Here is a 24,570-nt window from a genome sequence, read left to right as displayed (position 1 = left end):
AGGGGAGTCTGCTCCCCTGCCCCGCCAGCACGTCCAGCGCAAGACATTTGGAAGGACCAATGGACCTCATCTCCGAGAGCGGGTCAGTCATCCTGACCTCGTTCGGGCTGACCTTGAGACTCGCCTTCTTCAGCGGCATCTTCTCGCTGCTGCTCGGCGCGGTGCTCGCGACGTTCCGGGTCTCACCGGTTCCCGTGCTGCGCTGGATCGGCGCGGCCGTCGTCTACACGTTCCGCAACACTCCGCTGACCCTGGTCATGTTCTTCACGCTCTTCGGGCTGAGCTATCAACTCGGCCTCAGCTTCGACAAGGACCTGATCTACCGCAACAACTTCTGGCTGGCCGTCCTCGCGCTCAGCGTCTACACCTCGACCTTCGTGTGTGAGGTGCTGCGCTCAGGCATCAACACCGTGCCGCTCGGACAGGCCGAGGCGGCGCGCGCGATCGGGCTGACCTTCACCCAGAACCTTCGTCTGATCGTCCTTCCCCAGGCGTTGCGGTCGGTGATCAACCCGCTCGCCAGCGTGCTGATCGCGATGACCAAGAACACCACGGTCGCTGTCACCATCGGTGTCACCACCGCCACCATGGTCAACGAGGCCTCGGGTCAGATGAAGTCCCTGATGGAGCGCAACTCCGACCAGATCCTGCTGATCTTCATCATCTTCGCGGTCGGCTTCATGATCCTGACCCTGCCCATCGGCTTCATCGCCGGCTGGGCCGCCAAGCGATTCGCGGTGATCCGATAATGAGCGCCTCGGTTCTGTACGACGCCCCCGGCCCCCGCGGCAAGGCGCTCAACTGGGTCTACTCGGCCGTCGCCCTCGCGGCCCTGGCCTGGGTGGCCTGGTTCGTCTTCTCCAAGCTCGACGAGACCGGGCAATGGGCTGCAGAGAAGTGGAAGCCATTCCTCGAGGCGCCGGCCTGGGAGAACTTCCTCATCCCCGGTCTCCTGGGCACGCTGAGCGCCTTCGCGGTCGGTGCGGTGCTCGCGCTCGCGTTCGGGTTCGTCTTCGCTGTCGGCCGCCTCTCGCAGAGCCGGCTCATCAGCGTCCCCAGTGCCGTGGTCGTGGAGTTCTTCCGGGCGATCCCGATGCTGCTGCTGATGATGTTCATCTACTTCATGCAGCAGCCGCTCGGGCTCGAGACCAGCGTCTTCTGGGCCGTGGTCCTAGGCCTGATGCTCTACAACGGCTCGGTGCTGGCCGAGGTGATCCGTGCCGGCGTCAACGCTCTGCCGAAGGGTCAGGCGGAGGCCGGTGTCGCAATCGGGCTCTCACCCGGGCAGGTGATGCGTACGATCCTGCTGCCGCAGGCGGTGCGCTCGATGCTGCCGGCGATCATCGCCCAGCTCGTGGTGCTGCTCAAGGACACCGCGCTCGGCTACATCCTGGCCTACGACGAACTGCTCAACCAGATCAACAAGATCCAGGGCAACTACAACAACCTGATCCCGGCGGCGATCGTCGTCGCGCTGATCTACATCTCGATCAACACGATCCTCGGGCTCGTGGCCAACTTCGTCGAAGCCCGTACGCGGAGGGTCGGTCACACCGCCGGCCCGGTCGGCACCGCGGAGGACCCGGACGTGCAAACGGCGACCGCCGCCGGCATGCCGGCCGGCAACCTCTGACACCATCAGGACAAACCGACGGCCCGCTGCCCCTCGGGGCAGCGGGCCGTTGCGTACCCGCTCTTACTTCTTCTTCGGGGTCACCCAGAGGTTGATCGTGCCCTCGATGGTCACGGTGCCGTCCTCACGGATGCCCTTGACGCGCACCGCGAGGTCGCCGTCGGCGGTGTCCCACTGCTCCTGGTCGGTCTCCGCGATGCAGGTGATGTCGGTGGAGGCCTTGGCGGTGTAGGAGACGGTCATCCCCTTGGGGATCCAGCGCTTGTCGCGCGGGATGGTGACCTCCGCAAGGGCGCCCATCGCCATCTCGAGACCGTTGCACAGCGCGATGGCGTGAACGGTGCCGATGTGGTTGTGGTTGCCCCTGCGGTTGGGCACGATGACCTCGGCATAGTTGGGTCGCAGCTGGTTGACCAGCGGGTGGATGGACCCGAAGTAGGGCGCCTTCTTCGCGAACGCGACCGAGAATGCTCGCTTGCCGACAACCGGGACACGGTTGAAGGACTTCCAGAGGTCGTAGAGCTGGCTCATGGCAGTCAGGTTACCCGAGGGTAACCTCCTCCCCTCTCCTGGCCCGAGATCAGGAGAGGGAGAGGAAGACCTTCTCGAGCTCCTCGATCTGCTCCGGGCGATCTCCGTCGGCGTGCGCGCGGCGCAGCTCGTTGGAGAGCAGAGCGAAAGCTGCCTTGTCGAGGGCGCGGGTCACTGCCTTGAGCTGACCGACCACATCGGCGAGCTCGCGGCCGTCTTCGATCATGCGGAGCACTCCACCGAGCTGGCCCTGAGCCCGGCGGACCCGATTGACCACGCTCGTCGTCTCCGCGTCCCGAGGCTGGGGGACGGTCACGTCGTCAGTCAAAGTCTTGCCTTCCATCGTTTCTGGCATCATTCCTGGCTCGTTGTTGTATCCCCCGGGGGACAACGGTCCAGACCAGTTGGCGTTACGGTTCTTTTTGGTTGATTCCCGTTTTCGCCCACACGGACCAGAAGTTCGTGCTAGTCGCCCGTCGGCCACACGATCTCGACACGGTTCCCGAACGGATCCCGGACGTGGAAGCGCTGGAAGCCGTCTGCGTTGTGGCGCTGGCTCCAATCGACGTCGAAGCCGAGTCGCGTCAGCTTCGCTCCCAGGGCCTCCAAGTCTTCCTCGGTCTCGACCGCGAGCGCGGGATGAGCTCTGGCCTGCGGTCGGTGCGGGTCCTCGACGCCGAGATGGATCTCCGCACCGCCGGACGAGCGGAACCAGGCGCCGCCGCGCTTGGCCAGCTCTGCCGGCTTCGGCACCTCGGTCAGCCCGAGCCCGTCGGCATAGAACGTCCGGGCCTCGTCCTCGCGACCGGCCGGCATCCCGACCTGTACGTGGTGGATGCGCATCACGCGCCCAGCCTGTGGGCAACCACGAAGACGCGGCGGAACGGAAGCAGGACGAAACTGTTTCCTACGGAATCGTTTCGTACCGGATAGGCCTGTGCCAGACGGTTCTTGAGCTCCTCGGCGAACGGTTCGAAGAGCCCGGCCTTCTCCAGGGCGTCAGCGGTGGGGCGCAGGCTCGTCCCGGAGATCCAGGTGAAGACCGGGTCCTCGCCGGTCAGCACGTGAAGGTACGTCGTCTCCCAGGCGTCGACCGCGAAGCCCTCCCCCACCAGCACGTCGTAGTAATCGGCCGGATCATGCGAACCGGGAGCCTCGAGATGGCGGGTGTGCTCGGCGTACGGCTCCTCGGCGGCCAGCTGCTCGCGGAGCCTGTGGCTGGGCTCGTCGAAGTTGCCCGGAACCTGGAAGGCGAACCAACCGTCATCGCTCACGGCACGAGCCAGAACCGGCAGCAGGTCAAGGTGGCCGGGAACCCACTGAAGGGTGGCGTTGGAGAGGAGTACGTCGACAGACCCCGGCGCCGCCGAGTCGGCCCAGTCGCGAAGATCCGCCACCGCGAAGTCGATGCCCTTGATGCTCGCGCGCGCTTTGTCGATCATCGGCGCACTGGAGTCCAGGCCGATGACCCGGGCCTCCGGCCAGCGGTCAGCCGCGAGTGCGGTCAGGTTGCCCGGCCCACAGCCCAGGTCGACCACGGTCCTCGGCCGATCCGCGTCGACCCGGCGAAGGAGATCGGCGAACGGCCGGCCACGCTCGTCGGAGTAGGTCAGATAGCGCTCGGGATCCCATGCGGTCATGGCGTACGTCCTCTCGATTTCTCTTGACGTCAAGATATTCAGATCGTCCTCCCGACTTGTCTCGATGTCAAGATTCTCGATGAGGCGAACTTGGGCTACGCTCACGTCATGCGCGACGAAGTCGACGACCTGAGCGAGGCTTGGGCACACGAGCGGCCCGACCTGGACCTGGGCCCTGTCGAGATCTTCTCGCGACTCTCACGCCTCTCGCGTCACCTCGACCTCGCCCGGCGCGACGCGTTCTCGGGCTCCGGGATCGAGTCCTGGGAGTTCGACGTGCTGGCCGCGCTGCGGCGCGCCGGCGACCCCTACGAGCTCTCCCCCGGCCGCCTCCTGCGCGAGACCCTGGTGACCAGCGGGACCATGACCAACCGCGTCGACCGGCTCGCCTCGCGTGGCCTGGTCGAGCGCCTCCCCGACCCGGCGGACCGCCGCGGTGTCCTCGTCCGGCTCACCCCCGACGGCAAGGCGACCGTCGACAGCGCCTTCGAAGCACTGCTCGCCGCCGAGCGCGAGTTCCTCGACGGTCTCTCCGACGACCAGCAGAGCCAGCTCACCGACCTGCTGCGCCGGCTGCTGGTCCCCTTCTCGGCCTGACCTCGGCCGGCTCGCGCGCGGTGTAACACGCTGTTCGTAGGACTATCCGGTCGTCCAGATAGGGCGAGTAGTCCTACGAACGACGTGTTACAGCAGCCGCGAGCCGCTACTCGAGCACCTCGGCGGCTTCGAGCCACTCCAGCTCGAGCTCGTCCTTCTCCGCGGCGAGCTGGTTCAGCTCGGCGCTGAGGTCAGCGAGCCGGGCGTAGTCGTTGACCGACTCGGCCATCGCGAGCTCGAGCTTCTGCTGCTGCTCGCCGATGCGCTCGAGCTGCTTGTCGATCCTGGCGATGACCTTCTTCGCCGCTCGCTCCTCGGCCGAGCCGGCCTTGGCCTTGGCCGGCCCTGCCTGTGACGCCTCGGCCGACGCGAGCGACGCCTCGGCCTGCGGGGCCGACGGCTCGGCAGGGATCGGGAGGCGGCGCTCGAGATACTCGTCGACGCCGCGCGGGAGCATGGAGATCTGGCCGTCGCCGAGGAGCGCCCAGATGGAGTCGGTGACGCGCTCGAGGAAGTAGCGGTCGTGGGAGACCACGATCAAGGTTCCGGGCCAGGCGTCGAGGAAGTCCTCGAGGACGTTGAGCGTCTCGATGTCGAGGTCGTTGGTGGGCTCGTCGAGCAGCAGCACGTTCGGCTCGGTCAGGAGCAGACGTAGCAGCTGGAAGCGGCGGCGCTCGCCACCGGAGAGGTCGCCGATGCGCGTGACCAGCTTGTCGCCGGTGAAGCCGAAGCGCTCGAGCATCGAGGTCGCCGAGAGCTCCTGGCCGTCGGTCGTCTTGGTGACGCGCTTGATCGACTCCACCGTCGGCAGCACCCGCGCCTCGGGGTCGAGGTCGTCGAGCTGCTGGGTCAGGTGTTGGAGAGCGATCGTGCGGCCGTGGCGTACCTTGCCCACCGCCGGCGGCAGGGAGCCGTCCAGCAGCGACAGCACCGAGGTCTTGCCGGCGCCGTTGACGCCGACGATGCCGATCCGGTCCCCTGGCCCGATGCGCCAGGTGGCGTGCGACAGCAGCTGCCGCTCACCGCGGTAGAGGTCGACGTCCTCGACATCGATGACGTCCTTGCCGAGCCGCTGGGTGGCGAACTTCTGCAGCTCGAAGCGGTCACGGGGCGGAGGTACGTCCTCGATGAGCTGGTTGGCGGCGTCGATGCGGAACTTCGGCTTGGACGTACGCGCCGGGGCACCGCGGCGCAGCCAGGCCAGCTCCTTGCGGACGAGGTTCTGGCGGCGTACCTCGGAGGCGGCGGCCTGGCGCTGCCTCTCCGCCTTCGCCAGCACGAAGGCGGCGTAGCCACCCTCGTAGGCGTCGACCTGGCCGTCATGGACCTCCCAGGTGAACTGGCACACCGCGTCCAGGAACCACCTGTCGTGGGTGACCACGACGAGCGCCGACGAGCGCGCCGCCAGGTGAGCGGCGAGCCAGGCCACGGCCTCGACGTCGAGGTGGTTGGTGGGCTCGTCGAGCACGATCAGGTCGTGCTCCCCGAGCAGCAGCTCGGCCAGCGCGCAGCGACGACGCTCGCCACCGGACAGACCCATCACCGCCCGGTCGAGGTCGATCCCGGCCAGCAGCTGCTCCACGATCTCGCGCAGCGCGGGAACAGCGGCCCACTCGTGGTCCGATCGCCCGCCGAGCACCGCCTCACGGACGCTGTGGGAGTCGACGAGCTGGTCACCCTGGTGCAGGAACCCCACCAGCAGGCCACGCTGGCGCGAGACCCGGCCGGAGTCGGGCTCCTCCAGGCCGGTCATCACCTGCAGCAGCGTCGTCTTCCCGTCGCCGTTGCGGCCGACGATCCCGACCCTCATCCCGGCACTGATGCCGAGGGAGACGTCGGAGAGGAGGGGCCGGATGCCGTACGCCTTGGAGACGTGCTCGAGGTTGAGGAGGTTCGCCATATCGCCTCCCATTGTCCCCGAGGGCGGTGAGGCGGCCACCATCGCGGCGGCCACCCAGTGGCACGCCGGGCGGACGAACAGCCCCTGACCTGCCTAGACTCCATGCAATGGTCGAGAAGACGCTCCGCGAGCACACCCACGGCTCGCGTCAGATGATCCTCGAAGCAGCGCTCCGCCTCGCAGCCGAGCGCGGCTATGTCGGCACGACGATGGCGCTCGTCCGCCGCGCGACCGGCCTCCCCCCGTCCTCCCTCTACTGGCACTTCTCCAACAAGGACCAGCTCCTCGCTGAGGCGCTCGAGCACGGCTACACCCGCTGGCACCGGAACATCCCGCGGTGGGAGCAGACCCCGAGCCGCGGCGACCTGCGCGAGGGACTGCTGGCCAACCTGCGGCGTACGACGTCGGACACCGGCGACGCGAAGGCCGACTGGTGGCGGATGGGCCTCATGCTCGCCCTCGAGTCCGGGCCCACGGTCGGCGACGGCCCGCGCGAGCGCTTCCTCCAGATCCGCACCCAGGTGCTGGCCGGCTTCGAGTTGTGGTGGTCCGAGGCGGTCGACCTCCCGCCCGCCCACATCGAGACCCTCGCCCGGCTGACCCTCGCCGCCCACGACGGTCTCTTCATCCACGTCCAGACCGATGCGTACGCCAAGCTGGACCCGCTCCGGCAGCGGCTCGCCGACGGACTTGCCGAAGTCGCGGACCATCTCCGGAAGCTGGACCCGACGACCGCCCCGGAGGTCCTGGAGATGCCGCCCATGACGTACGAGGGCGCGAGCAGCAGCCGCGAGAAGCTCGTCGCGGCAGCGCTGGAGGTCGCCGCGGAGAGCGGCTATGAGGGCGCTTCGATCAGCCGGATCTGCGCCGCGGCGGGGCTACCCGCCTCCTCGGTCTACTGGCACTTCACGAACAAGGACGACCTGTTCTCGGCCGCGGTGGACGACTCCTACCGCGCCTGGAGCAGCGCGCACTCCTCGTGGCAGCCGCTGGGCGCGGACTCCGACTGCGCCACCGAGCTCCCCCGGATGCTGACGCCCCTGGTGGCGAGCCTCCGCCTGCTGCCCCCGTTCCTGCGGATCGGCCTCATGCTGGTGCTCCCCAAACGGCCCGAGCCGCTTCCCGGCCGGGAGCGTTTCCTTGCCGTACGCCGCCGCTCGCGCGACGAGTTCGCGGGCTGGTTCCGCGGAGCTCTCGGCGAGGACGGTCGAGAGCATGCCGACGAGATGGCCGCACTACTGCTCGTGATCGCAGACGGACTTCTCTTCGCCGAGGCGCTCGACAGCGCCGACATGCCGCCGGTCACGACCTCGGACCTGCTGGCGAAATTGGTCACAGCGACGCCGTTTCATACACAGATCAGTCACTGACCTACTACCGTAGATCTACAGTCGATCCACGACGCTAACGGTCGAAAACACATCGAAATGTATGCCGTGTCATCTATTTCCGCAGGTCAGGAATGAGATTTATCCAACATTTCCACCACAACCTCCGGAACGATCGTTACAGTGACTGCTGTCACAGAGCGTCGGTGCCACCAGATCCCCCCATCGTGGTGTGCCTCCGGCTCAGTAAAGGAGATCCCCCATGAGCGTCTCTGCTATCCCCACCCTGGCTAGTCAGCACGACCATGAAGGCGCCCCGAGGACAACCTCCTCGGCGACCCCGTCTGCGACGAAGGCCCTCCAGATCCTGGAGGCATTTCTCGGAGCCGGCCCCAAGCTCGGTGTCAGCGAGATCGCGCGCACCGCGGGCCTACCCAAGTCGACCGCCTTCCGCCTCCTGCGTCACCTCGAGCAGAGCGGATACGTGGAGCGCACCGGGCGCCACTACGTACTCGGCCGCCGGCTGTTCGAGCTCGGCAACGCGGTGCAGATCTGCCGGCCGCAGGGCATCCGGGAGACCGCGATGCCACACCTGGCCGAGCTCTACGTGGCGACCGGCAAGACCGTCCACCTCGCCATCCTCGAGGGCACCGACATCGTCATCCTGGAGAAGATCACCGGCCGCGGCGGCATCCAGCCTGACACGTACGTCGGTGGGCGGGCGCCCGCCGCCTGCTCCGCCCTCGGCAAGGCGATCCTCTCGTTCAGCGACCGCGACCACATCGCGGCCGTGCTCGAGTCCGGCCTGGTCAGGCGCACCCGTCACTCGCACGGCGACCCGGCGAAGTTCCTCGCCGAGCTCCGCCGCGCCAACAGCGAGCGCATCGCCTTCGACCGTGAGGAGGCCCAGCTCGGCATCGTCTGCGCCGCGGTCCCGATCATGATGGAGGGCCGCGCCATCGCCGCCGTCTCCGTCTCCGGCAGCGCCGCCGGGTTCAACGCCGCCAGCATCACCCGCCACCTGCGCCGCGCCGCCGCCGCGATCTCCGACGAGGTCGTCTCCAGCGCCGCGTAACCCCCTCGCCGAGGCGTCACGTACGCCGGCCGAGACGTCGGCTACGTCGGTCGAGGCGTCACACGCTGACGTCTCGACCGATCTAACTGACGCCTCGGCAGGGTGGGATCAGTAGGTGACCACGTGGGCGCCGGCGACGGGGCCCGGGGCGGTCCAGACGCGGTCGTACGCCTTGGCCTGCATCGCTCCGGCGACCTCGCGGGCGTGGGCGGCGTCGCGGCAGAGCATGAGGATCGTCGGGCCCGAGCCGGAGAGCTGGACGGCCAGGGCGCCGGCCTCCTCGCCGTCGGCGAAGGTCTGGGCGAGGTCGGGGCGTAGCGTCAGGGCCGGTGCCTGGAGGTCGTTGGTGAGCGCCTCGGCCAGGAGCTCCGGATCGCCCTTCTCCAGCGCCATGAGCAGCCGCTCGGGCACCTGCGGGTCGCCGATGTCGGCGCCGGCGTGGTCGTCGAAGGCGCGGTAGACGGACGGTGTCGACAGACCCTGCTCGTTGCCGACCGCGACCCACCACCAGGCACCGTTGTCGGCGACCGGCTCGACGATCTCGCCGCGGCCACCGCCGACGGCGGTCGCGCCGATGAGCGCGAACGGTACGTCGGACCCCAGCTGCCCGGCCAGAGCCAGCAGATCCTCGTCGGAGGTCTCCAGCGACCACAGCCGGTCGAGGGCGACGAGCGTCGCGGCCGCGTCGGCCGAGCCACCGGCGAGACCTCCGGCGACCGGGATGCCCTTGTGGATCTCGATCCTCGCGGCCCGATCGATGCCATGGTGGGCGGCGAGCAGCCTGCCGGCGCGCACGACGATGTTGTCGTCGCCGGTCGGGACCTCCCCCACCGCGATGTGGTCCTCCGCGGTGAGGGTGACCTCCCACTGGCCGGCGTCGCTCACGGTGACGTCGTCGTAGAGCCCGATCGCGTGGTAGACGGTCGCCAGCGGGTGGAACCCGTCGTCGCGGACCGGCCCGACGCCGAGGTGCAGGTTGAACTTCGCGGCCGCGCGGACGGTGATCGTCATGTGGGAACCCTTGGGAGCGATTCGGTGATGCGTACGAAGTCGGCGATGGTCAGCGACTCACCGCGCGCGAGCGGGTCGATGCCGGCCGAGACGAGCGCCTTCTCGGCCGCGTCGGCGGAGCCGGCCAGCGGCTTGAGTACGCCACGGAGAGCCTTGCGGCGCTGCGCGAAGGCGGCGTCGATGACCGCGAAGACCTCCTCGCGGGAGACCTCGGTCGAGGGCGGCTCGCGGTGGCTCCAGTAGACGAGGCCGGAGTCGACGTTGGGGGCCGGCCAGAAGACGTTGCGGCCGATCGCGCCGGCGCGGCGTACGTCGGCGTACCAGGCGGCCTTCACCGAGGGGACGCCGTAGACCTTGGAGCCGGGCTTGGCGGCCAGCCGGTCGGCGACCTCGGCCTGCACCATCACCAGACCATGGCGCAGCGAGGGCAGCAGGGCCATCAGGTGCAGCAGCACCGGGACCGAGACGTTGTAGGGCAGGTTGGCGACCAGGGCGGTCGGTGGCGGCCCGGGGACCGACGTCACCCGGAGGGCGTCCGCGCGGATCAGGCTGAACGCGTCGGCCTGGTCGGGGGCGTACTCCTCGATGGTCTTCGGCAGCCGCTGCGCCAGGACTTCGTCGATCTCGATCGCGGTGACCCGGGCGCCGGTCTCGAGGATGGCGAGGGTGAGCGACCCGAGGCCGGGACCGACCTCCACGACGACGTCGGAGGCGTCGACGCCGGACTCGCGCACGATCCGGCGCACGGTGTTGGCGTCGATCACGAAGTTCTGCCCACGCTGCTTGGTGGGGCGCAGATCGAGCTCGGATGCGAGCGACCGCACCTCCGCCGGGCCCAACAGGCGCGGCGGGGTGCGGTCGGTCATGGGTACAGACTATGGCCCGAGGGCCGAAACAGCCTTACTGCGGCAGGCCGAGGGCCTGGGAGCAGGCCGGCCACGAACCGTAGCCACCGCCGTTGGCGGCGCGAACCCGCTCGGCGACCGCGATCTGGGTCTCGCGGCTGTTCTCGCTCGGGAGGCCGGAGCCGCCGTAGGCCTGCCAGGTCTGCAGGTTGAACTGCAGACCGCCGTAGTAGCCGTTGCCGGTGTTGATGGCCCAGTTGCCACCGGACTCGCACTGCGCGAGCTGGTCCCAGACGGTGCTGCCACCGGCGAAGTTGGCCGCGGGGGCCTCCTTGGTGCCGACCTTGACCACGCGGGTCTCGGCCTCCTCGATGACGTGCTGCTCGAGGACCTTGCGGGAGACGACCTCGCCGTTCTTGTAGACGATGCGATAGGTCACCGAACGGACCCCGTCGGAGCCCTCCTCGACGACCTGGGTGTCGCCCTTGTCCATCGAGGAGTCCTCGATCTCCTTGACCGGAGCCTCGATGGTCTCGCGAGCCACCTTCTGAGTCTTGGCGGAGAAGTCGGTGAAGACGATCTTCTGGCCGGACTTCAGGGCCTTGTCGGAGGCCGGGGAGACCTTGTCCCGGCGCTCGAGCTCGACACCGAGGTCCTTCAGCGCGTCGCCGACGGTCAGTGCGGTCACGCTCACCTGCTTGGCCTTCTTCCCGGCCAGCGCGACCTTGACGGTCTTCGGCGTGATGACGTCGAGCGACATCCCGTCACGGCCGATGTAGGCACCGCGGCTGGTCGAGAGCTCGGCCCGGTCGTAGTCACGGCCGAGCTCGGCGAGAGCGCCGCCGACGGTGGTCGCGGTGACCCAGTGGTCCTGGGACTTGCCGTCGACCTCGAGGCTCAGCCTGCGGGCGTAGCGGACGCTGATCGCGCTGCCGTCCTCGACCTTGGTGTCGACCGACGGAGCGACCGCGTCACGGTCGCCGATCTCGATGCCCTCGGCCTCCAGAACGTCTCCGACGGTGTCTGCGTGGACGCTGACGTCCTTCGCCTTGCCGTCGACCGAGATGATGACGTCGGTCTGGGAGGTCTTGACGCCGTACGCCGTGCCGCCTGTGGCGACCACTGCTGCGGCGAGACCGCCGACCAGGATGGCCTTACGACGTCGAGTAGATGCGATGTTGCGAACCCATGAGGTGGTGCTGCTGACGGGCACAATGCTCCGATGTTCGTGCTCCCCGGGCACGGGCGAACGGTGTTGCGAGATCTGGTGATCTACGCGCTGAGGCCCACCCCCAACACCGTCCGGATCTATCCCGATCCCGGCTATCTCGCCGAACAGCGGACCAAATGCGGTCGGTTAAATGCAAGTCTCGTGCTCGCTCCGCAGGCAATTACAAGCATGCAATCTTGGTATCAAATGCGCATCACGAAACGTTGTGACCACCTCCGAACGCGAATGACAAGTGTGCGATTCATCACGGCAAAATCGCAGGTCAAGCGGGTTGATCCGGGTGCATGTCGTAATCCCGCCACGAAATGTTGTGCCCTCTGGCCAATAGGCGACAAATCCTTTACAGGTAACTGCGTTGCTTGGTGTTGTACTCCGAAGCCATCTGTGTCGTGATGGCCCGTCGTGCCGGTCAGTTCTCGGGGAAGGCAGATGTGCGCGATGTCACCAGACTCCGGAGGAACGATGAACAGACGCTTTACCAGCGTTCTCGCTGCGGTCGCGGTCGCCGGCGTGACGCCGGTGGCCCTGACGCACTCGTCGGCAAGCGCCGTCGAGAGCACGGGGACCCCCGCCGCCGCTTCAGCCAAGCAGAAGGTCGATGACAAGCCCGACGCGCTCAACACCAAGCGCCGCGAGCTCAAGTCCAACGCCGCCACCGCGGTCGCCACGGGCGAGAAGAAGACGGTCACGAAGAACGGCAGCGAGGTCGTCAAGATGGGCTCGGGCGAGAACGCCCGCTGGGTGGAGCACGAGCCCACCGAGAAGTCCCAGCTGCTGAGCTTCCTGGTCGAGTTCGGCGAGGGCGGCAACCCGGCCTTCCCCGACAACACCTCGGGCCCGCTCCACAACGAGATCGCGCCGCCCGCCGAGAACGACAACTCCACCTACTGGGAGGAGGACTTCTCCCGCGAGCACTACATGGACATGTTCTTCAACCAGGAGAAGGGTCAGGAGTCGTTCCACAACGTCTACAAGGAGATGTCGAGCGGCCGCTTCGACCTCCAGGGTGACGTGAGCGACTGGGTCACGCTTCCGCACGCGGAGTCCTACTACCAGAACGACAAGGGCGACGAGACCGCCTCCGCGATGAAGAACTACATCCAGGACAGCGCGAACGCCTGGTACGAGGCACAGAAGGCAGCCGGCAAGACCGACGCCGAGATCACCGCCTACCTCCAGGACTACGACATCTGGGACCGCTACGACCTCGACGGCGACGGCAACTTCAACGAGCCCGACGGCTACATCGACCACTTCCAGGCGATCCACTCCGGCCCGGGCGAGGAGGCCGGCGCCGACCCGTGGACCATCTGGTCGCACCGCTGGGCCGCGAACGCCTCCGGTTCCGACGGCCCGGCCGACTTCCCGAAGGCCGGCGGCGTCAAGATCGGTAACACCGACATCTGGATCCGCGACTACACCACCGAGCCCGAGAACGGCGGCCTGGGCGTCTTCGCCCACGAGTTCGGCCACGACCTCGGTCTGCCGGACTTCTACGACACCGCGGGCGGCGAGAACGGCACCGGCTTCTGGACCCTGATGAGCTCGGGTTCGTGGCTGGGCCACGGTGACGGCGCCATCGGCACCACCCCCAACCACATGGGTGCCAGCGAGAAGCTCTTCCTCGGCTGGCTCAACTACGACACCGTCGAGGCCGGTACGTCCAAGAAGCTGACCCTGGGTCCGAGCTTCCACGACACCGGGTCGAAGACCCCGCAGGCACTCGTGGTCAACCTTCCGGACGGGAAGACGACCCACGACGTCGGCTCCGGCAGCTCGGGGAAGACCTTCCTCTACTCCGGCAAGGGCGACGACCGCACCGCCACCGCGGTCAGCCCGGAGATCGCCGTCCCCGCGGGCGGCACGCTCTCGGCCAAGGTCAAGTACGACCTCGAGGCGGAGTACGACTTCACCTTCCTGGAGGCCTCGAGGGACGGTGGCACCACCTGGTCGACGCCGCTGGCGACCAACCTGTCCTCGGCCGAGTACAACAACGGCATCCACGGCACCTCCGACAGCACCTGTGACGTCAACTGCGCCGACCACGACCCGACCGAGTACGTCGACCTGACCGCCGACCTCTCTGCGTACGCGGGCCAGAACGTGAAGCTCCGGTTCCGCACCGCGAACGACGGCGGCGTCGCCTACTACGGCTTCGCCATCGACGACCTCTCGGTCGGCTCGGCCTACAGCACGGACTTCTCGTCCTTCGCCGACTGGACCGTCGACGAGTACATGGGCATCACCGACGGCACCTACACCGAGACGTACCCGCGCTACTACATCGCCGAGAACCGGCAGTACAAGGGCTACGACAAGACGCTGGCCCAGGGTCCGTACAACTTCGGCTACTCGGTGACAGCGCCTGACAAGGTCGACCACTACGCCTACCAGGACGGCCTGCTGATCTGGTACAAGAACGGCGCCTACGGCGACAACAACACCTCGGAGCACCCGGGCGGTGGCCAGGCGCTGATCGTCGACGCCTCCGTGGGCCTCCTGAAGTGGTCGAACGGCAGCCTCGCACGCAACCGGATGCAGGGTTACGACTCCACCTTCGACGTCGACCGTACCGGCGCGCTCCACCTCGAGAACGAGGTCGCAGGTGCTCCGAACAACGTCCTCGACGTGCCGACTCGTAAGGGTGTCGCCACCTTCTACGACCGCTCGGAGACGGCCTACTACGACGCGACCAACCCGGCGCACTCCACCAAGACGGCCGGCAGCGGCGTCAAGATCACGGTGCTCTCCTCGGACGAGCGCTCGGGCACGATGAAGATCAGCGTCTCCTGACCTGATCAGAGCATGCGGAGGGGCCCGAGGCGATCGCCTCGGGCCCCTCTCGCTTCAGCGCTCCGAGGTCACCAGGTGCCGCCGAAGGCGGTCTCGGTGTTGGTGTTGACGGCATGGCAGAGGGCCTCGAGGTCGTCGTCGCGTACGTCGGCCATGACCCGCATCGTCGCCGGGATCATGTAGCTGGAGTTGATCGCGCCGCGGTGGGGGTGGGGCGTCAGGAAGGGGGCATCGGTCTCGACCAGGATGCGGTCCTGCGGCGTGATCGCGAGGGCGTCGCGAAGGTACTGCGCGTTCTTGAACGTCACCGTGCCGGCGAAGGAGAGGTACGCGCCCCGGTCGAGGCACTGACGGGCGAACTCGGGGTCGCCGGAGAAGCAGTGCATCACCCAGCGCTCCGGCGGGCCTACGCTGTCGATCACCTCGAGCACCGCCTCGTGGGCGTCGCGGTCGTGGATCATCAGCGTCTTGTCGAGACGCTTGGCGATGTCGATGTGGCGCCGGAACGAGTAGGCCTGGGTCTCGCGGCCCTCCTCGTCGGTGCGGAAGAAGTCCATCCCGGTCTCCCCCACCACGCGCACCTTGTCGTGCGCCCCGGCCAGCTTCTCGATCTCGTCGAGGGCAGCCTCGAGGTCGGGCTGGCGAGGAGCGTCGTTGGGGTGGAGCGCGACGCCGGCGACCATGTTGTCGTACGTCTCGGCAGCCTCCACCGCCCAGCGCGCACCCGGCAAGTCGCAGCCTATCTGGACCACCCTGGTCACGCCCACCGCCGCCGCCTGGGCGAGTGCCTCCTCGACAGAAAGACTCTCGTCTCCCCTGACGATGTCGAGATGCGTGTGATTGTCGACAACAGGCGCAGGAAGCGGCTCGGGCAAAGGCGGAAAACTCACGCCCCGCATCCTAGTTCCCGCCGAGAAGTCAGTTTCTGACGCCGAGGCGTCGATCTTTGACGTCGAGAGGTCAGTCGATCGCCTTCTCGCGGTCAAAAACTGGCCTCTCGGCGCCAGATTTCGACTAGTCGGCGGGTTTGTGGACTAGGTCGTAGACCTCGCGTTTGGGGACGCCGGCTCGTTTGGCTGCTTCGGCGATGGCTTCCTTCTTCGTCAGGCCGTCGTCTTGGAGGTCGGCCACCGCGGCGCGCAGGCTTTCGGGGTCATTGCCGATCTCGGCGCTCGGGTCGGCGCCGGTGACGACGATGGTGACCTCGCCTCTCACCCCGTCCCCCGCCCAGTCGACGAGCTCGGCCAGCCCCCCGCGGCGTACTTCCTCGTGGGTCTTGGTGAGCTCGCGGCAGACGGCGGCGGCACGGTTGTCGCCGAAGGCGTCGCGCATGGCTGCCAGGGCGGTCTCGGTGCGGTGGGGGGCCTCGAAGAAGACCATGGTGCGTTCCTCCTTCGCCAGGCTCGCCAGGCGGCGGGAACGCTCGCCGGCCTTGCGCGGGAGGAAGCCCTCGAAGCAGAACCGGTCGACGGGGAGGCCGCTGACGGCCAGGGCGGTCAGGACGGCCGAGGGCCCGGGCACCGCGGTGACGCGTACGTCCTTCTCGACCGCGGCCGCGACCAGCCGATAACCGGGGTCGGAGACCGACGGCATCCCGGCATCGGTGACCAGCAGCACCCGGTTGCCGTCGAGGAGGTCGGCGAGCAGCGTCGGCGTACGCGCACTCTCGTTGCCCTCGAAGTAGGACACGATGCGGCCCTTGATCTCGACCCCGAGATCGGTGGTCAGCCGACGCAGGCGACGGGTGTCCTCGGCTGCGATGACGTCCGCGATGGCGAGCTCCGAGGCCAAACGGGGTGGGGCATCCTCCACTCGCCCGATCGGGGTTGCCGCCAAGATGAGCACGCCGTCCTCTGGATCTGCCACACCGACATTGTCGCAGGCCTATAAGGTGCCATCGTGACAACGACGGTGACCAGGGCCGATGAGCCCATGGAGGGGTTGGCAAGCACCCCCTCGGGTCACCTGCTCCCGACCGCCTGGGAACGCGCCCGGCGCCGTATCAACGGCTCGCCGCGGGCCGGCTGGGCGGCGACGATCGGGATTACCGCGCTCGCGTTCCTGCTGAGGCTGTGGCACCTGGGCACCCCGAAGGTCTTCGCCTTCGACGAGACCTACTACGCCAAGGACGCCTGGGCGCTGCTGGAGTTCGGCTACGCGCGCAACTTCATCGAGGGCGCCGACGAGAACATCCTGGCCGGGAAGCTCGGCGGGCAGTTCGCCGACGGGCCGTCGATGATCGTCCACCCGGACGTCGGCAAGTGGATCATTTCGTTCGGTATCAAACTATTCGGTATGGATCCGTTCGGCTGGCGGATCGCCTCGGTCGTGGTCGGCTCGCTCCTGGTGCTGCTGACGATCCGGTTCGTACGCCGCGTCTCCGGGTCCATGCTGCTCGGTCTCGTCGGCGGCATCCTGGTGACCTTCGACGGGCTCGCCTTCGTCCTCTCCCGGCTGGCGCTGCTCGACCTCTTCGTCGCCTTCTTCCTGCTCCTCGCGGTGCACCTGATGGTGATGGACCGCGACTGGTGCCGGCGCCGGTTCTCCGCGCTCGCGCCCACCCAGCTCTCCGCGCCTGGCGCCTGGGGCCCGATCCGGCGCATGCTGTTCCGTCCGTGGCTGCTCTGCTCCGGCGTCGTCTGGGGGCTGGCGATCGGTTCCAAGTGGGAGGCGCTCTACCCGCTGGCCGCCTTCGGGCTCCTCTACGTGGCCTGGTCCGCGGGGATGCGGCGCTCCTTCGGCGTACGTCTTGCCTGGCTGCGTGCCTGCGTGGCCGATGGGCCGACGGCGTTCGTGCACCTGGTGGGGGTCGCGCTCGCGGTCTACGTGATGACGTGGATCCCGTGGATGACCCACGCGGACGTCTACGAGGAGTCGCTCTCGGCGACGCAGTACACGCGCTACACCGGCCAGGGCCACTGCGAGAACAAGTCGTACGTCCCCGAGAACCTCAACGACAAGCGCTGGCCGACGGCGACCGAGCCGGACGCCTCCGGGCTCGGCGAGGTGACCCAGTCGCTGCGGTCGCTCTGGTACTACCACCGCGACGTCTACACCTTCCACACCCACTTCCTGGAGTGTGCCGAGCACACCTACGGGTCGCATCCGATCGGCTGGCTGGTCCTGAACCGGCCCGTCGGGGTCGCCGCCGACACCGGGATCCTGTCCGGCGCGAAGTCGCGCGGCGAGATGTGCGAGGCGACGCCCTCGACCGATCCCGACGGCGACGGTCCCGAGGAGGCCGGGACCTGCCTGCGGCAGGTGCTCCTGCTGGGCACCCCGGTGCTGTGGTGGGGAGCGTTCGTCGCCCTGATCGTCTCCGCGTTCATGTGGGTCGCCGCGCGGGACTGGAGGTTCGGGGTCGCCGTCGTCGGGGTGCTGTCGACGTGGCTGCCCTGGCTGCAGTACGCCGGGCGGCCGATCTTCTCCTTCTACATGATCATCGCGCTGCCGTTCCTGGTGCTCGGCCTGTGTCTGTGCCTCGGCAAGATGCTCGACCGGCCGCCTTCTCCCGTGGGTGCCGGTCCCGGCTATCGGCGCCGGATCGGCGGCGCCGTCGTCGGAGGCATCTTCGTCGTCCTGGTGATCTGCAACTTCGCCTGGTTCTGGCCGATCTACACCGACGAGATGCTCACCCGGCAGGAATGGCTGACGAGGATCTGGTTCAAGCGATGGATCTAGACGTACGCGGCCTGGTGCCGCGTCCCGGTGGCTTCGACGATCTCGTCGTCAGCGTCGTGGACGGTCTGATCGCGGGGCTCCGGCCGGCGACCGACGCCGATGCGGAGTCGGCGGGGATCCTGCTCCCGGGTCTGGTGGACATCCACAACCACGGCGGTGGTGGTGCCTCGTTCCACTCCACCTCGTCGGAGGAGATCGCGGTCGCTGCCGGGGTCCATCATGCGGCCGGGACGACCACTCTGCTCGCCTCGACCGTGACCGACGCGCCGTCCCGGTTGCTGGAGGTCGTCTCCGCCTTGGCCACGGCTGCCGAGGATGGACTGATCGCCGGGATCCACATGGAGGGGCCGTTCCTGGAGCACTCCTGCCGCGGCGCGCACGATCCTGCACTGCTGCGGGCTCCGGACGTTGCGCTCACGCGCGAGCTCGTCGCCGCCGCGCGGGGGCAGCTGCGGGTGATGACGCTCGCGGCCGAGCTCCCCGGGGCCGACGAGGTCGCCTCGGTGCTGGCTTCGGCCGGGGTAGTCGTGGCGCTGGGGCACACTGCTGCGTCGGCTGCGCAGGCGCGAGCCTTCCTCTCAGGGCCCGGGAGCCTGGTCACCCACCTGTTCAACGGGATGCCACCCGCGCACCACCGCTCGCCTGGGCCTGTGCTCGGGTCTTTGGGAGCCGCGGGTGTGGGAGACGCCTGTGTGGAGCTGATCGCGGATGGCGTACACCTCGACGACGAGACGGTCCGGGCGGTGATGTCGATGGTGCCGGGGTCGGTCGTGCTCGTCACCGACGCCATGGCCGCGGCCGGGATGGCCGACGGCGACTACCAGCTCGGCCCGCTGTCCGTGGAGGTGCGTGCCGGGGTCGCCCGGGTCGCCGACGGAACCGGCAACGGGTCGATCGCCGGCGGCACCTCGCGACTGCTGGAACAGGTACGCCGCCACGCGGCCGCGGGGATCGACCTGGCCATGCTCATGAAGGCTGCCAGTCTGCGGCCGGCCTCCGTGGTCGGGCTCGACGCGGGCCGCCTCGAGCCCGGTGCCCGCGCCGACCTGGTGCTCACCGACGAGTCGCTGCAGCCGACCCGGGTGATGCGCGGCGGGGCCTGGCTGGTCTCGTAGATCGGGCTCGTATTCTGGGCACCATGTCCTCCACGAAGCCCGACGACTCCTCCCCACTCATCGCCGGGCTCGCGCCCAGATGGGCGGTCGCGGCCTTCGCCGTCGACGTCTTCTTCGTGCTCCTCTTCGCCTTCGCCGGACGCCAGTCGCACGACTCCGGCCCGGCGCTCGTCGTGCTCCGCATCGCCTGGCCGTTCCTGGTCGGGCTCGTCGTGGCCTGGGCCGTCCTGGTCTGGCGCCGCTGGCCCGCCGCTCGCACATGGCCGGCGGGCGTGGTCGTCTGGCTGGGGACGTACGTCATCGGGATGGTGCTCCGCGGCCTCACCGGCGAGGGCCTCGCGCCGGCCTTCCTGGTCGTCTCCATCCTCTTCCTCGGCCTCACCCTGGTCGGCTGGCGCGGCTACGTCAGCGCCAAGCTCCACTACCGCTCGAGGCGCCTCGCCGACTGACCCCCCGCCGAGGCGTCGGGCCCGTCGGCCGAAGCGTCACTTAGGTCGGTCGAATTGGCATTGCGGTGCCAACTCGACCGACGTACGCGACGTCTCGGCCGACCTAACCGACGTCTCGGCTAGAGGGTGGCGGCAGCTGCCACCGGGTCGAAGCCGAAGGGGAGCTCGAGGCGGTGGGCGCGCATGAGGTCGGCGTTGGAGAGTACGTCGACGGTGCGGCCCTCGGCGGCCACGATGCCACCGTCGAGGATGACAGAGCGCTCGCAGAGCTCGAGGGCGTAGGGCAGGTCGTGGGTGACCATCAGGACGGTGACGTCGAGGTCGCGGAGGATGTCGGCGAGCTCGCGGCGGGAGGCGGGGTCGAGGTTGGAGGACGGCTCGTCGAGGACCAGGATCTCCGGGTCCATCGCCAGCACGGTGGCCACCGCCACCCGGCGGCGCTGACCGAAGGAGAGGTGGTGCGGGGGACGGTCGGCGTACTCCTCCATCCCGACCTTCGCGAGCGCCTCGGTCACCTTCGCCTCCAGCTCCGAGCCGCGCAGGCCGAGGTTGGCGGGGCCGAAGGCGACGTCCTCGCGGACGGTGCCCATGAAGAGCTGGTCGTCGGGGTCCTGGAAGACGATGCCGACGCGGCGGCGGATCTCCTTGATGTTGGCCTTCGTGACGGGCAGCCCGCTGACCGCGACCGATCCTGCGCCGGCAAGATGGATGCCGTTGAGGTGCAGCACCAGCGTCGTCTTGCCGGCGCCGTTGGGACCCAGCAGCGCGACCCGTTCGCCGCGGTGGACGTGCAGGTCGACACCGAAGAGCGCCTGATGGCCGTCGGGGTAGGCGAAGGCCAAGCCGCGTACGTCGAGGACTGGAGTGGTCACCGGGGCATTCTCCCTGTGTATCCGCGCGAGACCATGGCCAGGTGGACCCGCTCCCCGCGCTCGAAGGAACGGATGAAGAGGGCGCCGACCGAACGGGCGAGCACCGGCCAGTGGAGCGGGTTGCGGGCGACGAAGCCACGTGAGGCGCGGGCGACCGCCATCCGGCGCATCTCGTCGGTCACCACCTCCAGGTAGCGCACCATGAACGCCATGATCTGCACCAGCTGCTGAGGAAGCCGCAGCCGCTCCAGGCCGTGGACCAGCTCCTGCGGCGTCGTGGTCGCGGCCAGCAGCAGGCCGGCGATGACCCCGAGCGTGCCCTTGGCCAGCAGCCCCCACGCCGAGAGCAGCCCGGACTCGCTCAGGCTCAGCCCGAGAACCTCGATCCGCGGCCCGTGCGCGATGAACGGCATCAGCACCGCGAAGACCACGAACGGCGTCTCCACCAGCATCCGCTTCAGCACCCATCCCGGACGCACCCGCCCCACCGCGCCGACCGTCACCAGGGCGGCGAGGAAGAAGGCGTACGCAGCGAACCACTCCCGCGGGGTCGCCACCACGACGAGCATGAAGCCGACCAGGGCCAGCACCTTCAGATGGGCCGGCACCGGCTCAGGCCTCGTCGGAGGAGTCGGTGGGCCGGCGGCGCACGACCAGGGCGAGACCGCCGGCGACGAGCAGGACCACGATGGTGCCGATCACGCCCGCGAGGCCACCGGAGAGGCGTTCGTTGTCGACGCCCTTGGTCCCGTATCCGGCCAGCGGACCGTTCGCCGCACCGTGGGCGGCCTCCCGGTCGATGAAGCCGGTCTTGCCGGCGACGTACATGAGGCCGTCGGGATGCGCGGAGGCGTAGTAGGAGACCACACCCGCCAGGATCAGCGCGACGACGACGATGCCGACGGCAACCCACCTGAACGACACCCGCTTCTTCGCGACCGTGCTCATGCGGCCACCTCCTTCGGCTTGATGACCAGGTCGCGCTCGGCGATCACGCCTCGCGCGGCGTAGACGAGGTCGGGACGTACGGAGAGGATCGCGCCGACCGCGAGGAAGGTGATCACGCCCTCGCCCAGACCGATCAGCGTGTGCCAGCCGAGCATCGCGGTGGCCAGGGTGGTCAGCGAGATGTCGGCGGTGCCGCCGATGGCGTAGAGCGCGGTGAAGACGGCCGCCGCGGCTGGGACGGAGACGAAGGCCCCGATCGCCGCCGCGGGCGCGACCAGGCCGACCCGCTTCGGCAGCACCTTGATCAGCACCCGGCTCACGAACCAGCCGACGACCACGGTGGTGACGGCCATGAGCAGGATGTTGGTGCCGAGCGCGGTGATGCCGCCGTCGGCGAAGAGCAGCGACTGCACGATCAGCACGACCGATACGCACAGCACCCCGGTCCACGGTCCCACCAGCACCGCCGCCAGCGCGCCGCCCATCAGGTGGCCGCTCGTGCCTGCCCCGACCGGGAAGTTGAGCATCTGGGTCGCGAAGACGAACGCGGCGACGAGGCCGGCCAGCGGGGCGGTCTTGTCGTCGAGCTCGCGGCGGGCGCCGCGCAACGCGACGCCGACCGCGACGACAGCGACAGCGCCGGTGGCGATCGACGTCGGAGCGTCGAGGAAGCCGTCGGGGACGTGCATGGTCACCTCTTGGATCTGCGTATAGGGGGCTAACGCGAACTTATCGCAATAGCGTCGACGGCGCACTGTCCGGTCGGACAGGAAGATCAAGACTCAGAGAGTGTTAATCGCCGCCAAACGAATACTTCTCAAGTCATGACTGCCCGCGTACCGTCGACAACATGAGCAGCGCCACCGACATCGTCATCTGCGAACCCCTCCGCACCCCGGTCGGCCGGTTCCTCGGCGCCCTCGCGCCGCTGACCGCGACCGATCTCGCCACGACGGTCCTGCGCGAGCTGGTCGAGCGCACCGGCCTTCAGGAGGGCGACGTCGACGACGTCATCCTCGGCAACGGCTACGCCAACGGCGAGAACCCCGCGATCGGCCGCATCGCGGCCCTCGACGCCGGTCTCGGCACCGGCGTACCCGGCCTCCAGATCGACCGTCGCTGCGGCTCGGGTCTGCAGGCGATCCTGTACGCCGCAGGCTCGGTCGCCACCGGAGCCGCAAACCTCGTCGTCGCCGGTGGGGCGGAGTCGATGTCCAACGTCGAGCACTACGCGCTCGGGCTGCGCGGCGGGGTGAAGCAGGGCGGCATCGAGCTGCTCGACCGCCTCGACCGGGCTCGCGAGACCGCGGGCGGCAAGGACCACCCGATCCCCGGCGGCATGATCGAGACCGCCGAGAACCTGCGCCGTGAGTACGGCATCTCCCGCGAGGAGCAGGACGAGCTCGCGCTGCGCTCCAACCAGCGGGCCGTGGCCGCCCACGAAGCCGGCAAGTTCGCCGACGAGCTGGTCCCGGTGACCGTCCCCGGGGGCCGCCGCAAGCCGGACGTGGTCGTCGACCGCGACGAGCACCCGCGTGCCGACATCTCCCTGGAGAAGCTCGCCTCGCTGCGACCGATCCGGCTGGCGGTCGACGAGGAGTCGACGGTCACCGCGGGCAACGCGTCCGGCCAGAACGACGGCGCCGCGATGTGCATCGTGACGACGCGCGCCGAGGCGGAGCGGCGCGGCCTGACTCCCCTGCTGACGCTCAAGTCGTGGGCCGTCACCGGCTGCGAGCCCGAGCGGATGGGCATCGGCCCCGTCCTCTCCAGCCGTGCCGCACTCGATCGGGCCGGGCTGACCCTCGACGAGATCGACCTGATCGAGATCAACGAGGCCTTCGCCGCCCAGGTCCTCGCGGTCCTGCGCGAGTGGAAGATCGACGCCACCGACGAGCGGCTCAACCCCAACGGCTCCGGCATCTCGTTGGGCCACCCCATCGGCGCCACCGGCGCCCGCATCCTCGCCACCGCCGCCCGCGAGGCGCAGCGCCGCGAGGCCCGCCACGTCCTGGAGACCATCTGCATCGGTGGCGGGCAGGGCATCGCGGCGGTGTTCGAGTCGGTGCGCTGAACCAGTCAGCAGAGCGACGTACGAAATCCTTCGAGAGAGCAGAGAAGACATGGGTCTGGACAAGGTGGTCGGGTCGGCCGCGGAGGCGGTCGCCGACATTCACAGCGGGGCCAGCCTGGCCGTGGGCGGCTTCGGCCTGGTGGGAATCCCGTGGTTCCTGATCGACGCGCTGCGCGAGCAGGGTGCTGACGACCTGATGGTCGTCTCCAACAACTGCGGCGTCGACGGCGCCGGGCTCGGGCTGCTGCTCGACGACCACCGCATCTCCCGCGTGATCGCGAGCTACATCGGCGAGAACAAGGAGTTCGGCCGCCAGTACCTGGCCGGCGAGATCACCCTCGAGCTCACCCCGCAGGGCACGCTCGCCGAGCGGATGCGCGCGGGCGGCAGCGGGATCGGCGCGTTCTACACCCCGACCGGGGTCGGCACGATGGTCTCCGACGGCGGCCTGCCCTACCGCTACCACCCCGACGGCACGGTCGCCGAGGCCTCCGAGCCGAAGGAGGTCCGCGAGTTCCACGGCAAGCAGATGGTGCTCGAGGAGGGCATCATCACCGACTTCGCGCTGGTCCGAGCGACCCGCGTCGACCGGGCCGGCAACGCCCAGTTCAACGCCTCCACGCGCAACTTCAACGTGCCGGCCGCGATGGCAGGGCGGGTCACGATCGTCGAGGCCGAGGAGGTCGTCGAGGTCGGCGAGATCGCCCCGGCGGACGTCCATCTCCCCGGGATCTTCGTGAAGCGCATCGTCGCCCTGACCCCCGAGCAGGCGGCACACAAGGACATCGAGAAGCGTACGACGCGCGGCGAGCGCCCCACCGACACCGCATCGAGCAAGGAGGCCTGA

The 24,570-nt window shown here is 68.8% G+C and carries 25 protein-coding genes; 11 read left to right on the top strand and 14 right to left on the bottom strand.

The genetic code is table 11. The features are described 5' to 3' along the window. The first annotated feature begins 59 nt into the window (after nucleotides 1-59). On the top strand, nucleotides 60-749 hold the full coding sequence (locus ACIA03_RS22415) for an amino acid ABC transporter permease (protein ID WP_396986608.1): 690 nt from the start codon (nucleotides 60-62) through the stop codon (nucleotides 747-749). Next, complete coding sequence (locus tag ACIA03_RS22410) at nucleotides 749-1,633, top strand: amino acid ABC transporter permease (RefSeq protein ID WP_396986606.1); 885 nt, start codon at nucleotides 749-751, stop codon at nucleotides 1,631-1,633. Before ACIA03_RS22415 ends, ACIA03_RS22410 begins: the two co-directional genes overlap by 1 nt. A gap of 63 nt (nucleotides 1,634-1,696) precedes the next feature. On the opposite strand, the gene ACIA03_RS22405 is transcribed toward ACIA03_RS22410, so the two are convergent. The 4 genes from ACIA03_RS22405 to ACIA03_RS22390 form a co-directional block, all read right to left on the bottom strand. Beyond that, nucleotides 1,697-2,164, bottom strand: a complete 468-nt coding sequence (locus ACIA03_RS22405) for a hotdog fold domain-containing protein (protein WP_396986604.1) — start codon at nucleotides 2,162-2,164, stop codon at nucleotides 1,697-1,699. Between the two features lie 49 nt (nucleotides 2,165-2,213). After that, the gene (locus tag ACIA03_RS22400; protein WP_008362591.1) at nucleotides 2,214-2,480 is read right to left on the bottom strand and encodes a metal-sensitive transcriptional regulator; all 267 of its coding nucleotides are present in this window, start codon (nucleotides 2,478-2,480) and stop codon (nucleotides 2,214-2,216) included. Nucleotides 2,481-2,629: 149 nt separating this feature from the next. After that, complete coding sequence (locus tag ACIA03_RS22395) at nucleotides 2,630-3,007, bottom strand: VOC family protein (RefSeq protein ID WP_396986652.1); 378 nt, start codon at nucleotides 3,005-3,007, stop codon at nucleotides 2,630-2,632. Beyond that, nucleotides 3,007-3,804, bottom strand: a complete 798-nt coding sequence (locus ACIA03_RS22390) for a methyltransferase domain-containing protein (RefSeq protein ID WP_396986601.1) — start codon at nucleotides 3,802-3,804, stop codon at nucleotides 3,007-3,009. The genes ACIA03_RS22395 and ACIA03_RS22390 overlap by 1 nt, the downstream gene beginning before the upstream one ends. 108 nt (nucleotides 3,805-3,912) lie before the next feature. Here ACIA03_RS22390 and ACIA03_RS22385 point away from each other — a divergent pair, with 108 nt between their 5' ends. Continuing rightward, entirely contained in the window at nucleotides 3,913-4,401 is a 489-nt protein-coding gene (locus tag ACIA03_RS22385; RefSeq protein ID WP_396986599.1) for a MarR family winged helix-turn-helix transcriptional regulator, read from the top strand. A 106-nt stretch (nucleotides 4,402-4,507) separates the two neighbouring features. On the opposite strand, the gene ACIA03_RS22380 is transcribed toward ACIA03_RS22385, so the two are convergent. After that, entirely contained in the window at nucleotides 4,508-6,301 is a 1,794-nt protein-coding gene (locus tag ACIA03_RS22380) for an ABC-F family ATP-binding cassette domain-containing protein (protein WP_396986597.1), read from the bottom strand. Nucleotides 6,302-6,408: 107 nt separating this feature from the next. Between ACIA03_RS22380 and ACIA03_RS22375 the strand changes: the two genes are divergently transcribed. Beyond that, on the top strand, nucleotides 6,409-7,671 hold the full coding sequence (locus ACIA03_RS22375; protein WP_396986595.1) for a TetR/AcrR family transcriptional regulator: 1,263 nt from the start codon (nucleotides 6,409-6,411) through the stop codon (nucleotides 7,669-7,671). 220 nt (nucleotides 7,672-7,891) lie between these two features. After that, nucleotides 7,892-8,704, top strand: a complete 813-nt coding sequence (locus tag ACIA03_RS22370) for an IclR family transcriptional regulator (protein WP_396986593.1) — start codon at nucleotides 7,892-7,894, stop codon at nucleotides 8,702-8,704. 108 nt (nucleotides 8,705-8,812) lie between these two features. Here ACIA03_RS22370 and ACIA03_RS22365 read toward each other — a convergent pair whose 3' ends face one another. From ACIA03_RS22365 to ACIA03_RS22355, 3 genes are read right to left on the bottom strand one after another with little or no spacing between them, the layout of a single operon-like run. Further along, complete coding sequence (locus ACIA03_RS22365) at nucleotides 8,813-9,715, bottom strand: 4-(cytidine 5'-diphospho)-2-C-methyl-D-erythritol kinase (protein ID WP_396986591.1); 903 nt, start codon at nucleotides 9,713-9,715, stop codon at nucleotides 8,813-8,815. After that, nucleotides 9,712-10,581 carry a 16S rRNA (adenine(1518)-N(6)/adenine(1519)-N(6))-dimethyltransferase RsmA gene (rsmA, locus tag ACIA03_RS22360; RefSeq protein ID WP_396986589.1) on the bottom strand — a complete coding sequence of 290 codons (870 nt, stop codon included), beginning with the start codon at nucleotides 10,579-10,581 and terminating at the stop codon, nucleotides 9,712-9,714. The genes ACIA03_RS22365 and rsmA overlap by 4 nt, the downstream gene beginning before the upstream one ends. 34 nt (nucleotides 10,582-10,615) lie before the next feature. Then, nucleotides 10,616-11,773, bottom strand: coding sequence for a ubiquitin-like domain-containing protein (locus ACIA03_RS22355; protein WP_396986587.1), 1,158 nt, complete (start codon nucleotides 11,771-11,773; stop codon nucleotides 10,616-10,618). Nucleotides 11,774-12,253: 480 nt separating this feature from the next. Here ACIA03_RS22355 and ACIA03_RS22350 point away from each other — a divergent pair, with 480 nt between their 5' ends. Next, nucleotides 12,254-14,584, top strand: a complete 2,331-nt coding sequence (locus tag ACIA03_RS22350) for an immune inhibitor A domain-containing protein (protein ID WP_396986586.1) — start codon at nucleotides 12,254-12,256, stop codon at nucleotides 14,582-14,584. A gap of 68 nt (nucleotides 14,585-14,652) precedes the next feature. Here ACIA03_RS22350 and ACIA03_RS22345 read toward each other — a convergent pair whose 3' ends face one another. Both ACIA03_RS22345 and rsmI read right to left on the bottom strand, forming a co-directional pair. Next, entirely contained in the window at nucleotides 14,653-15,483 is an 831-nt protein-coding gene (locus ACIA03_RS22345; protein ID WP_396986584.1) for a TatD family hydrolase, read from the bottom strand. 115 nt (nucleotides 15,484-15,598) lie between these two features. After that, nucleotides 15,599-16,450, bottom strand: a complete 852-nt coding sequence (gene rsmI / locus ACIA03_RS22340) for a 16S rRNA (cytidine(1402)-2'-O)-methyltransferase (protein WP_396986582.1) — start codon at nucleotides 16,448-16,450, stop codon at nucleotides 15,599-15,601. Between the two features lie 33 nt (nucleotides 16,451-16,483). Here rsmI and ACIA03_RS22335 point away from each other — a divergent pair, with 33 nt between their 5' ends. From ACIA03_RS22335 to ACIA03_RS22325, 3 genes are read left to right on the top strand one after another with little or no spacing between them, the layout of a single operon-like run. Continuing rightward, nucleotides 16,484-18,265, top strand: a complete 1,782-nt coding sequence (locus ACIA03_RS22335) for a dolichyl-phosphate-mannose--protein mannosyltransferase (protein WP_396986580.1) — start codon at nucleotides 16,484-16,486, stop codon at nucleotides 18,263-18,265. After that, complete coding sequence (locus ACIA03_RS22330) at nucleotides 18,256-19,380, top strand: N-acetylglucosamine-6-phosphate deacetylase (RefSeq protein ID WP_396986578.1); 1,125 nt, start codon at nucleotides 18,256-18,258, stop codon at nucleotides 19,378-19,380. The genes ACIA03_RS22335 and ACIA03_RS22330 overlap by 10 nt, the downstream gene beginning before the upstream one ends. Nucleotides 19,381-19,403: 23 nt before the next feature. Then, complete coding sequence (locus tag ACIA03_RS22325; RefSeq protein WP_396986576.1) at nucleotides 19,404-19,829, top strand: DUF3054 domain-containing protein; 426 nt, start codon at nucleotides 19,404-19,406, stop codon at nucleotides 19,827-19,829. Between the two features lie 119 nt (nucleotides 19,830-19,948). On the opposite strand, the gene ACIA03_RS22320 is transcribed toward ACIA03_RS22325, so the two are convergent. Genes ACIA03_RS22320 through ACIA03_RS22305 form a run of 4 tightly spaced genes read right to left on the bottom strand, consistent with a single transcriptional unit; the run spans nucleotide 19,949 to nucleotide 22,338 of the window. Then, nucleotides 19,949-20,701 (bottom strand): energy-coupling factor ABC transporter ATP-binding protein, encoded by a 753-nt coding sequence (locus tag ACIA03_RS22320; RefSeq protein ID WP_396986574.1) that lies wholly within the window; start codon nucleotides 20,699-20,701, stop codon nucleotides 19,949-19,951. Further along, on the bottom strand, nucleotides 20,698-21,309 hold the full coding sequence (cbiQ, locus tag ACIA03_RS22315; RefSeq protein WP_396986572.1) for a cobalt ECF transporter T component CbiQ: 612 nt from the start codon (nucleotides 21,307-21,309) through the stop codon (nucleotides 20,698-20,700). The genes ACIA03_RS22320 and cbiQ overlap by 4 nt, the downstream gene beginning before the upstream one ends. A gap of 4 nt (nucleotides 21,310-21,313) precedes the next feature. Further along, on the bottom strand, nucleotides 21,314-21,649 hold the full coding sequence (locus ACIA03_RS22310; RefSeq protein ID WP_396986570.1) for a PDGLE domain-containing protein: 336 nt from the start codon (nucleotides 21,647-21,649) through the stop codon (nucleotides 21,314-21,316). Beyond that, entirely contained in the window at nucleotides 21,646-22,338 is a 693-nt protein-coding gene (locus tag ACIA03_RS22305; RefSeq protein ID WP_396986650.1) for an energy-coupling factor ABC transporter permease, read from the bottom strand. Before ACIA03_RS22305 ends, ACIA03_RS22310 begins: the two co-directional genes overlap by 4 nt. A gap of 161 nt (nucleotides 22,339-22,499) precedes the next feature. Here ACIA03_RS22305 and ACIA03_RS22300 point away from each other — a divergent pair, with 161 nt between their 5' ends. Continuing rightward, a complete protein-coding gene (locus tag ACIA03_RS22300; protein ID WP_396986568.1) occupies nucleotides 22,500-23,723 on the top strand; it encodes an acetyl-CoA C-acetyltransferase in 1,224 nt (407 codons plus the stop codon). Between the two features lie 49 nt (nucleotides 23,724-23,772). After that, a complete protein-coding gene (locus ACIA03_RS22295) occupies nucleotides 23,773-24,570 on the top strand; it encodes a CoA transferase subunit A (RefSeq protein WP_396986566.1) in 798 nt (265 codons plus the stop codon).

It is taken from the genome of Nocardioides sp. NPDC051685 (assembly GCF_044453405.1).
Lineage (GTDB): Bacteria > Actinomycetota > Actinomycetes > Propionibacteriales > Nocardioidaceae > Nocardioides.
The sequence above is the reverse complement of the archived record's forward strand: the minus strand, read 5'-3'. Positions and strand labels throughout refer to the sequence as shown.

Excerpts from the sequence above, each read along its gene's own strand:
- ACIA03_RS22415 (WP_396986608.1), top strand. The coding sequence starts at position 60 with ATGGACCTCATCTCCGAGAGCGGGTCAGTCATCCTGACCTCGTTCGGG.
- ACIA03_RS22410 (WP_396986606.1), top strand. The coding sequence starts at position 749 with ATGAGCGCCTCGGTTCTGTACGACGCCCCCGGCCCCCGCGGCAAGGCG.
- ACIA03_RS22405 (WP_396986604.1), bottom strand. The coding sequence starts at position 2,164 with ATGAGCCAGCTCTACGACCTCTGGAAGTCCTTCAACCGTGTCCCGGTT.
- ACIA03_RS22395 (WP_396986652.1), bottom strand. The coding sequence starts at position 3,007 with ATGCGCATCCACCACGTACAGGTCGGGATGCCGGCCGGTCGCGAGGAC.
- ACIA03_RS22390 (WP_396986601.1), bottom strand. The coding sequence starts at position 3,804 with ATGACCGCATGGGATCCCGAGCGCTATCTGACCTACTCCGACGAGCGT.
- ACIA03_RS22385 (WP_396986599.1), top strand. The coding sequence starts at position 3,913 with ATGCGCGACGAAGTCGACGACCTGAGCGAGGCTTGGGCACACGAGCGG.
- ACIA03_RS22380 (WP_396986597.1), bottom strand. The coding sequence starts at position 6,301 with ATGGCGAACCTCCTCAACCTCGAGCACGTCTCCAAGGCGTACGGCATC.
- ACIA03_RS22375 (WP_396986595.1), top strand. The coding sequence starts at position 6,409 with ATGGTCGAGAAGACGCTCCGCGAGCACACCCACGGCTCGCGTCAGATG.
- ACIA03_RS22370 (WP_396986593.1), top strand. The coding sequence starts at position 7,892 with ATGAGCGTCTCTGCTATCCCCACCCTGGCTAGTCAGCACGACCATGAA.
- ACIA03_RS22365 (WP_396986591.1), bottom strand. The coding sequence starts at position 9,715 with ATGACGATCACCGTCCGCGCGGCCGCGAAGTTCAACCTGCACCTCGGC.
- rsmA (WP_396986589.1), bottom strand. The coding sequence starts at position 10,581 with ATGACCGACCGCACCCCGCCGCGCCTGTTGGGCCCGGCGGAGGTGCGG.
- ACIA03_RS22350 (WP_396986586.1), top strand. The coding sequence starts at position 12,254 with ATGAACAGACGCTTTACCAGCGTTCTCGCTGCGGTCGCGGTCGCCGGC.
- ACIA03_RS22345 (WP_396986584.1), bottom strand. The coding sequence starts at position 15,483 with ATGCGGGGCGTGAGTTTTCCGCCTTTGCCCGAGCCGCTTCCTGCGCCT.
- ACIA03_RS22330 (WP_396986578.1), top strand. The coding sequence starts at position 18,256 with ATGGATCTAGACGTACGCGGCCTGGTGCCGCGTCCCGGTGGCTTCGAC.
- ACIA03_RS22325 (WP_396986576.1), top strand. The coding sequence starts at position 19,404 with ATGTCCTCCACGAAGCCCGACGACTCCTCCCCACTCATCGCCGGGCTC.
- ACIA03_RS22310 (WP_396986570.1), bottom strand. The coding sequence starts at position 21,649 with ATGAGCACGGTCGCGAAGAAGCGGGTGTCGTTCAGGTGGGTTGCCGTC.
- ACIA03_RS22305 (WP_396986650.1), bottom strand. The coding sequence starts at position 22,338 with ATGCACGTCCCCGACGGCTTCCTCGACGCTCCGACGTCGATCGCCACC.
- ACIA03_RS22300 (WP_396986568.1), top strand. The coding sequence starts at position 22,500 with ATGAGCAGCGCCACCGACATCGTCATCTGCGAACCCCTCCGCACCCCG.
- ACIA03_RS22295 (WP_396986566.1), top strand. The coding sequence starts at position 23,773 with ATGGGTCTGGACAAGGTGGTCGGGTCGGCCGCGGAGGCGGTCGCCGAC.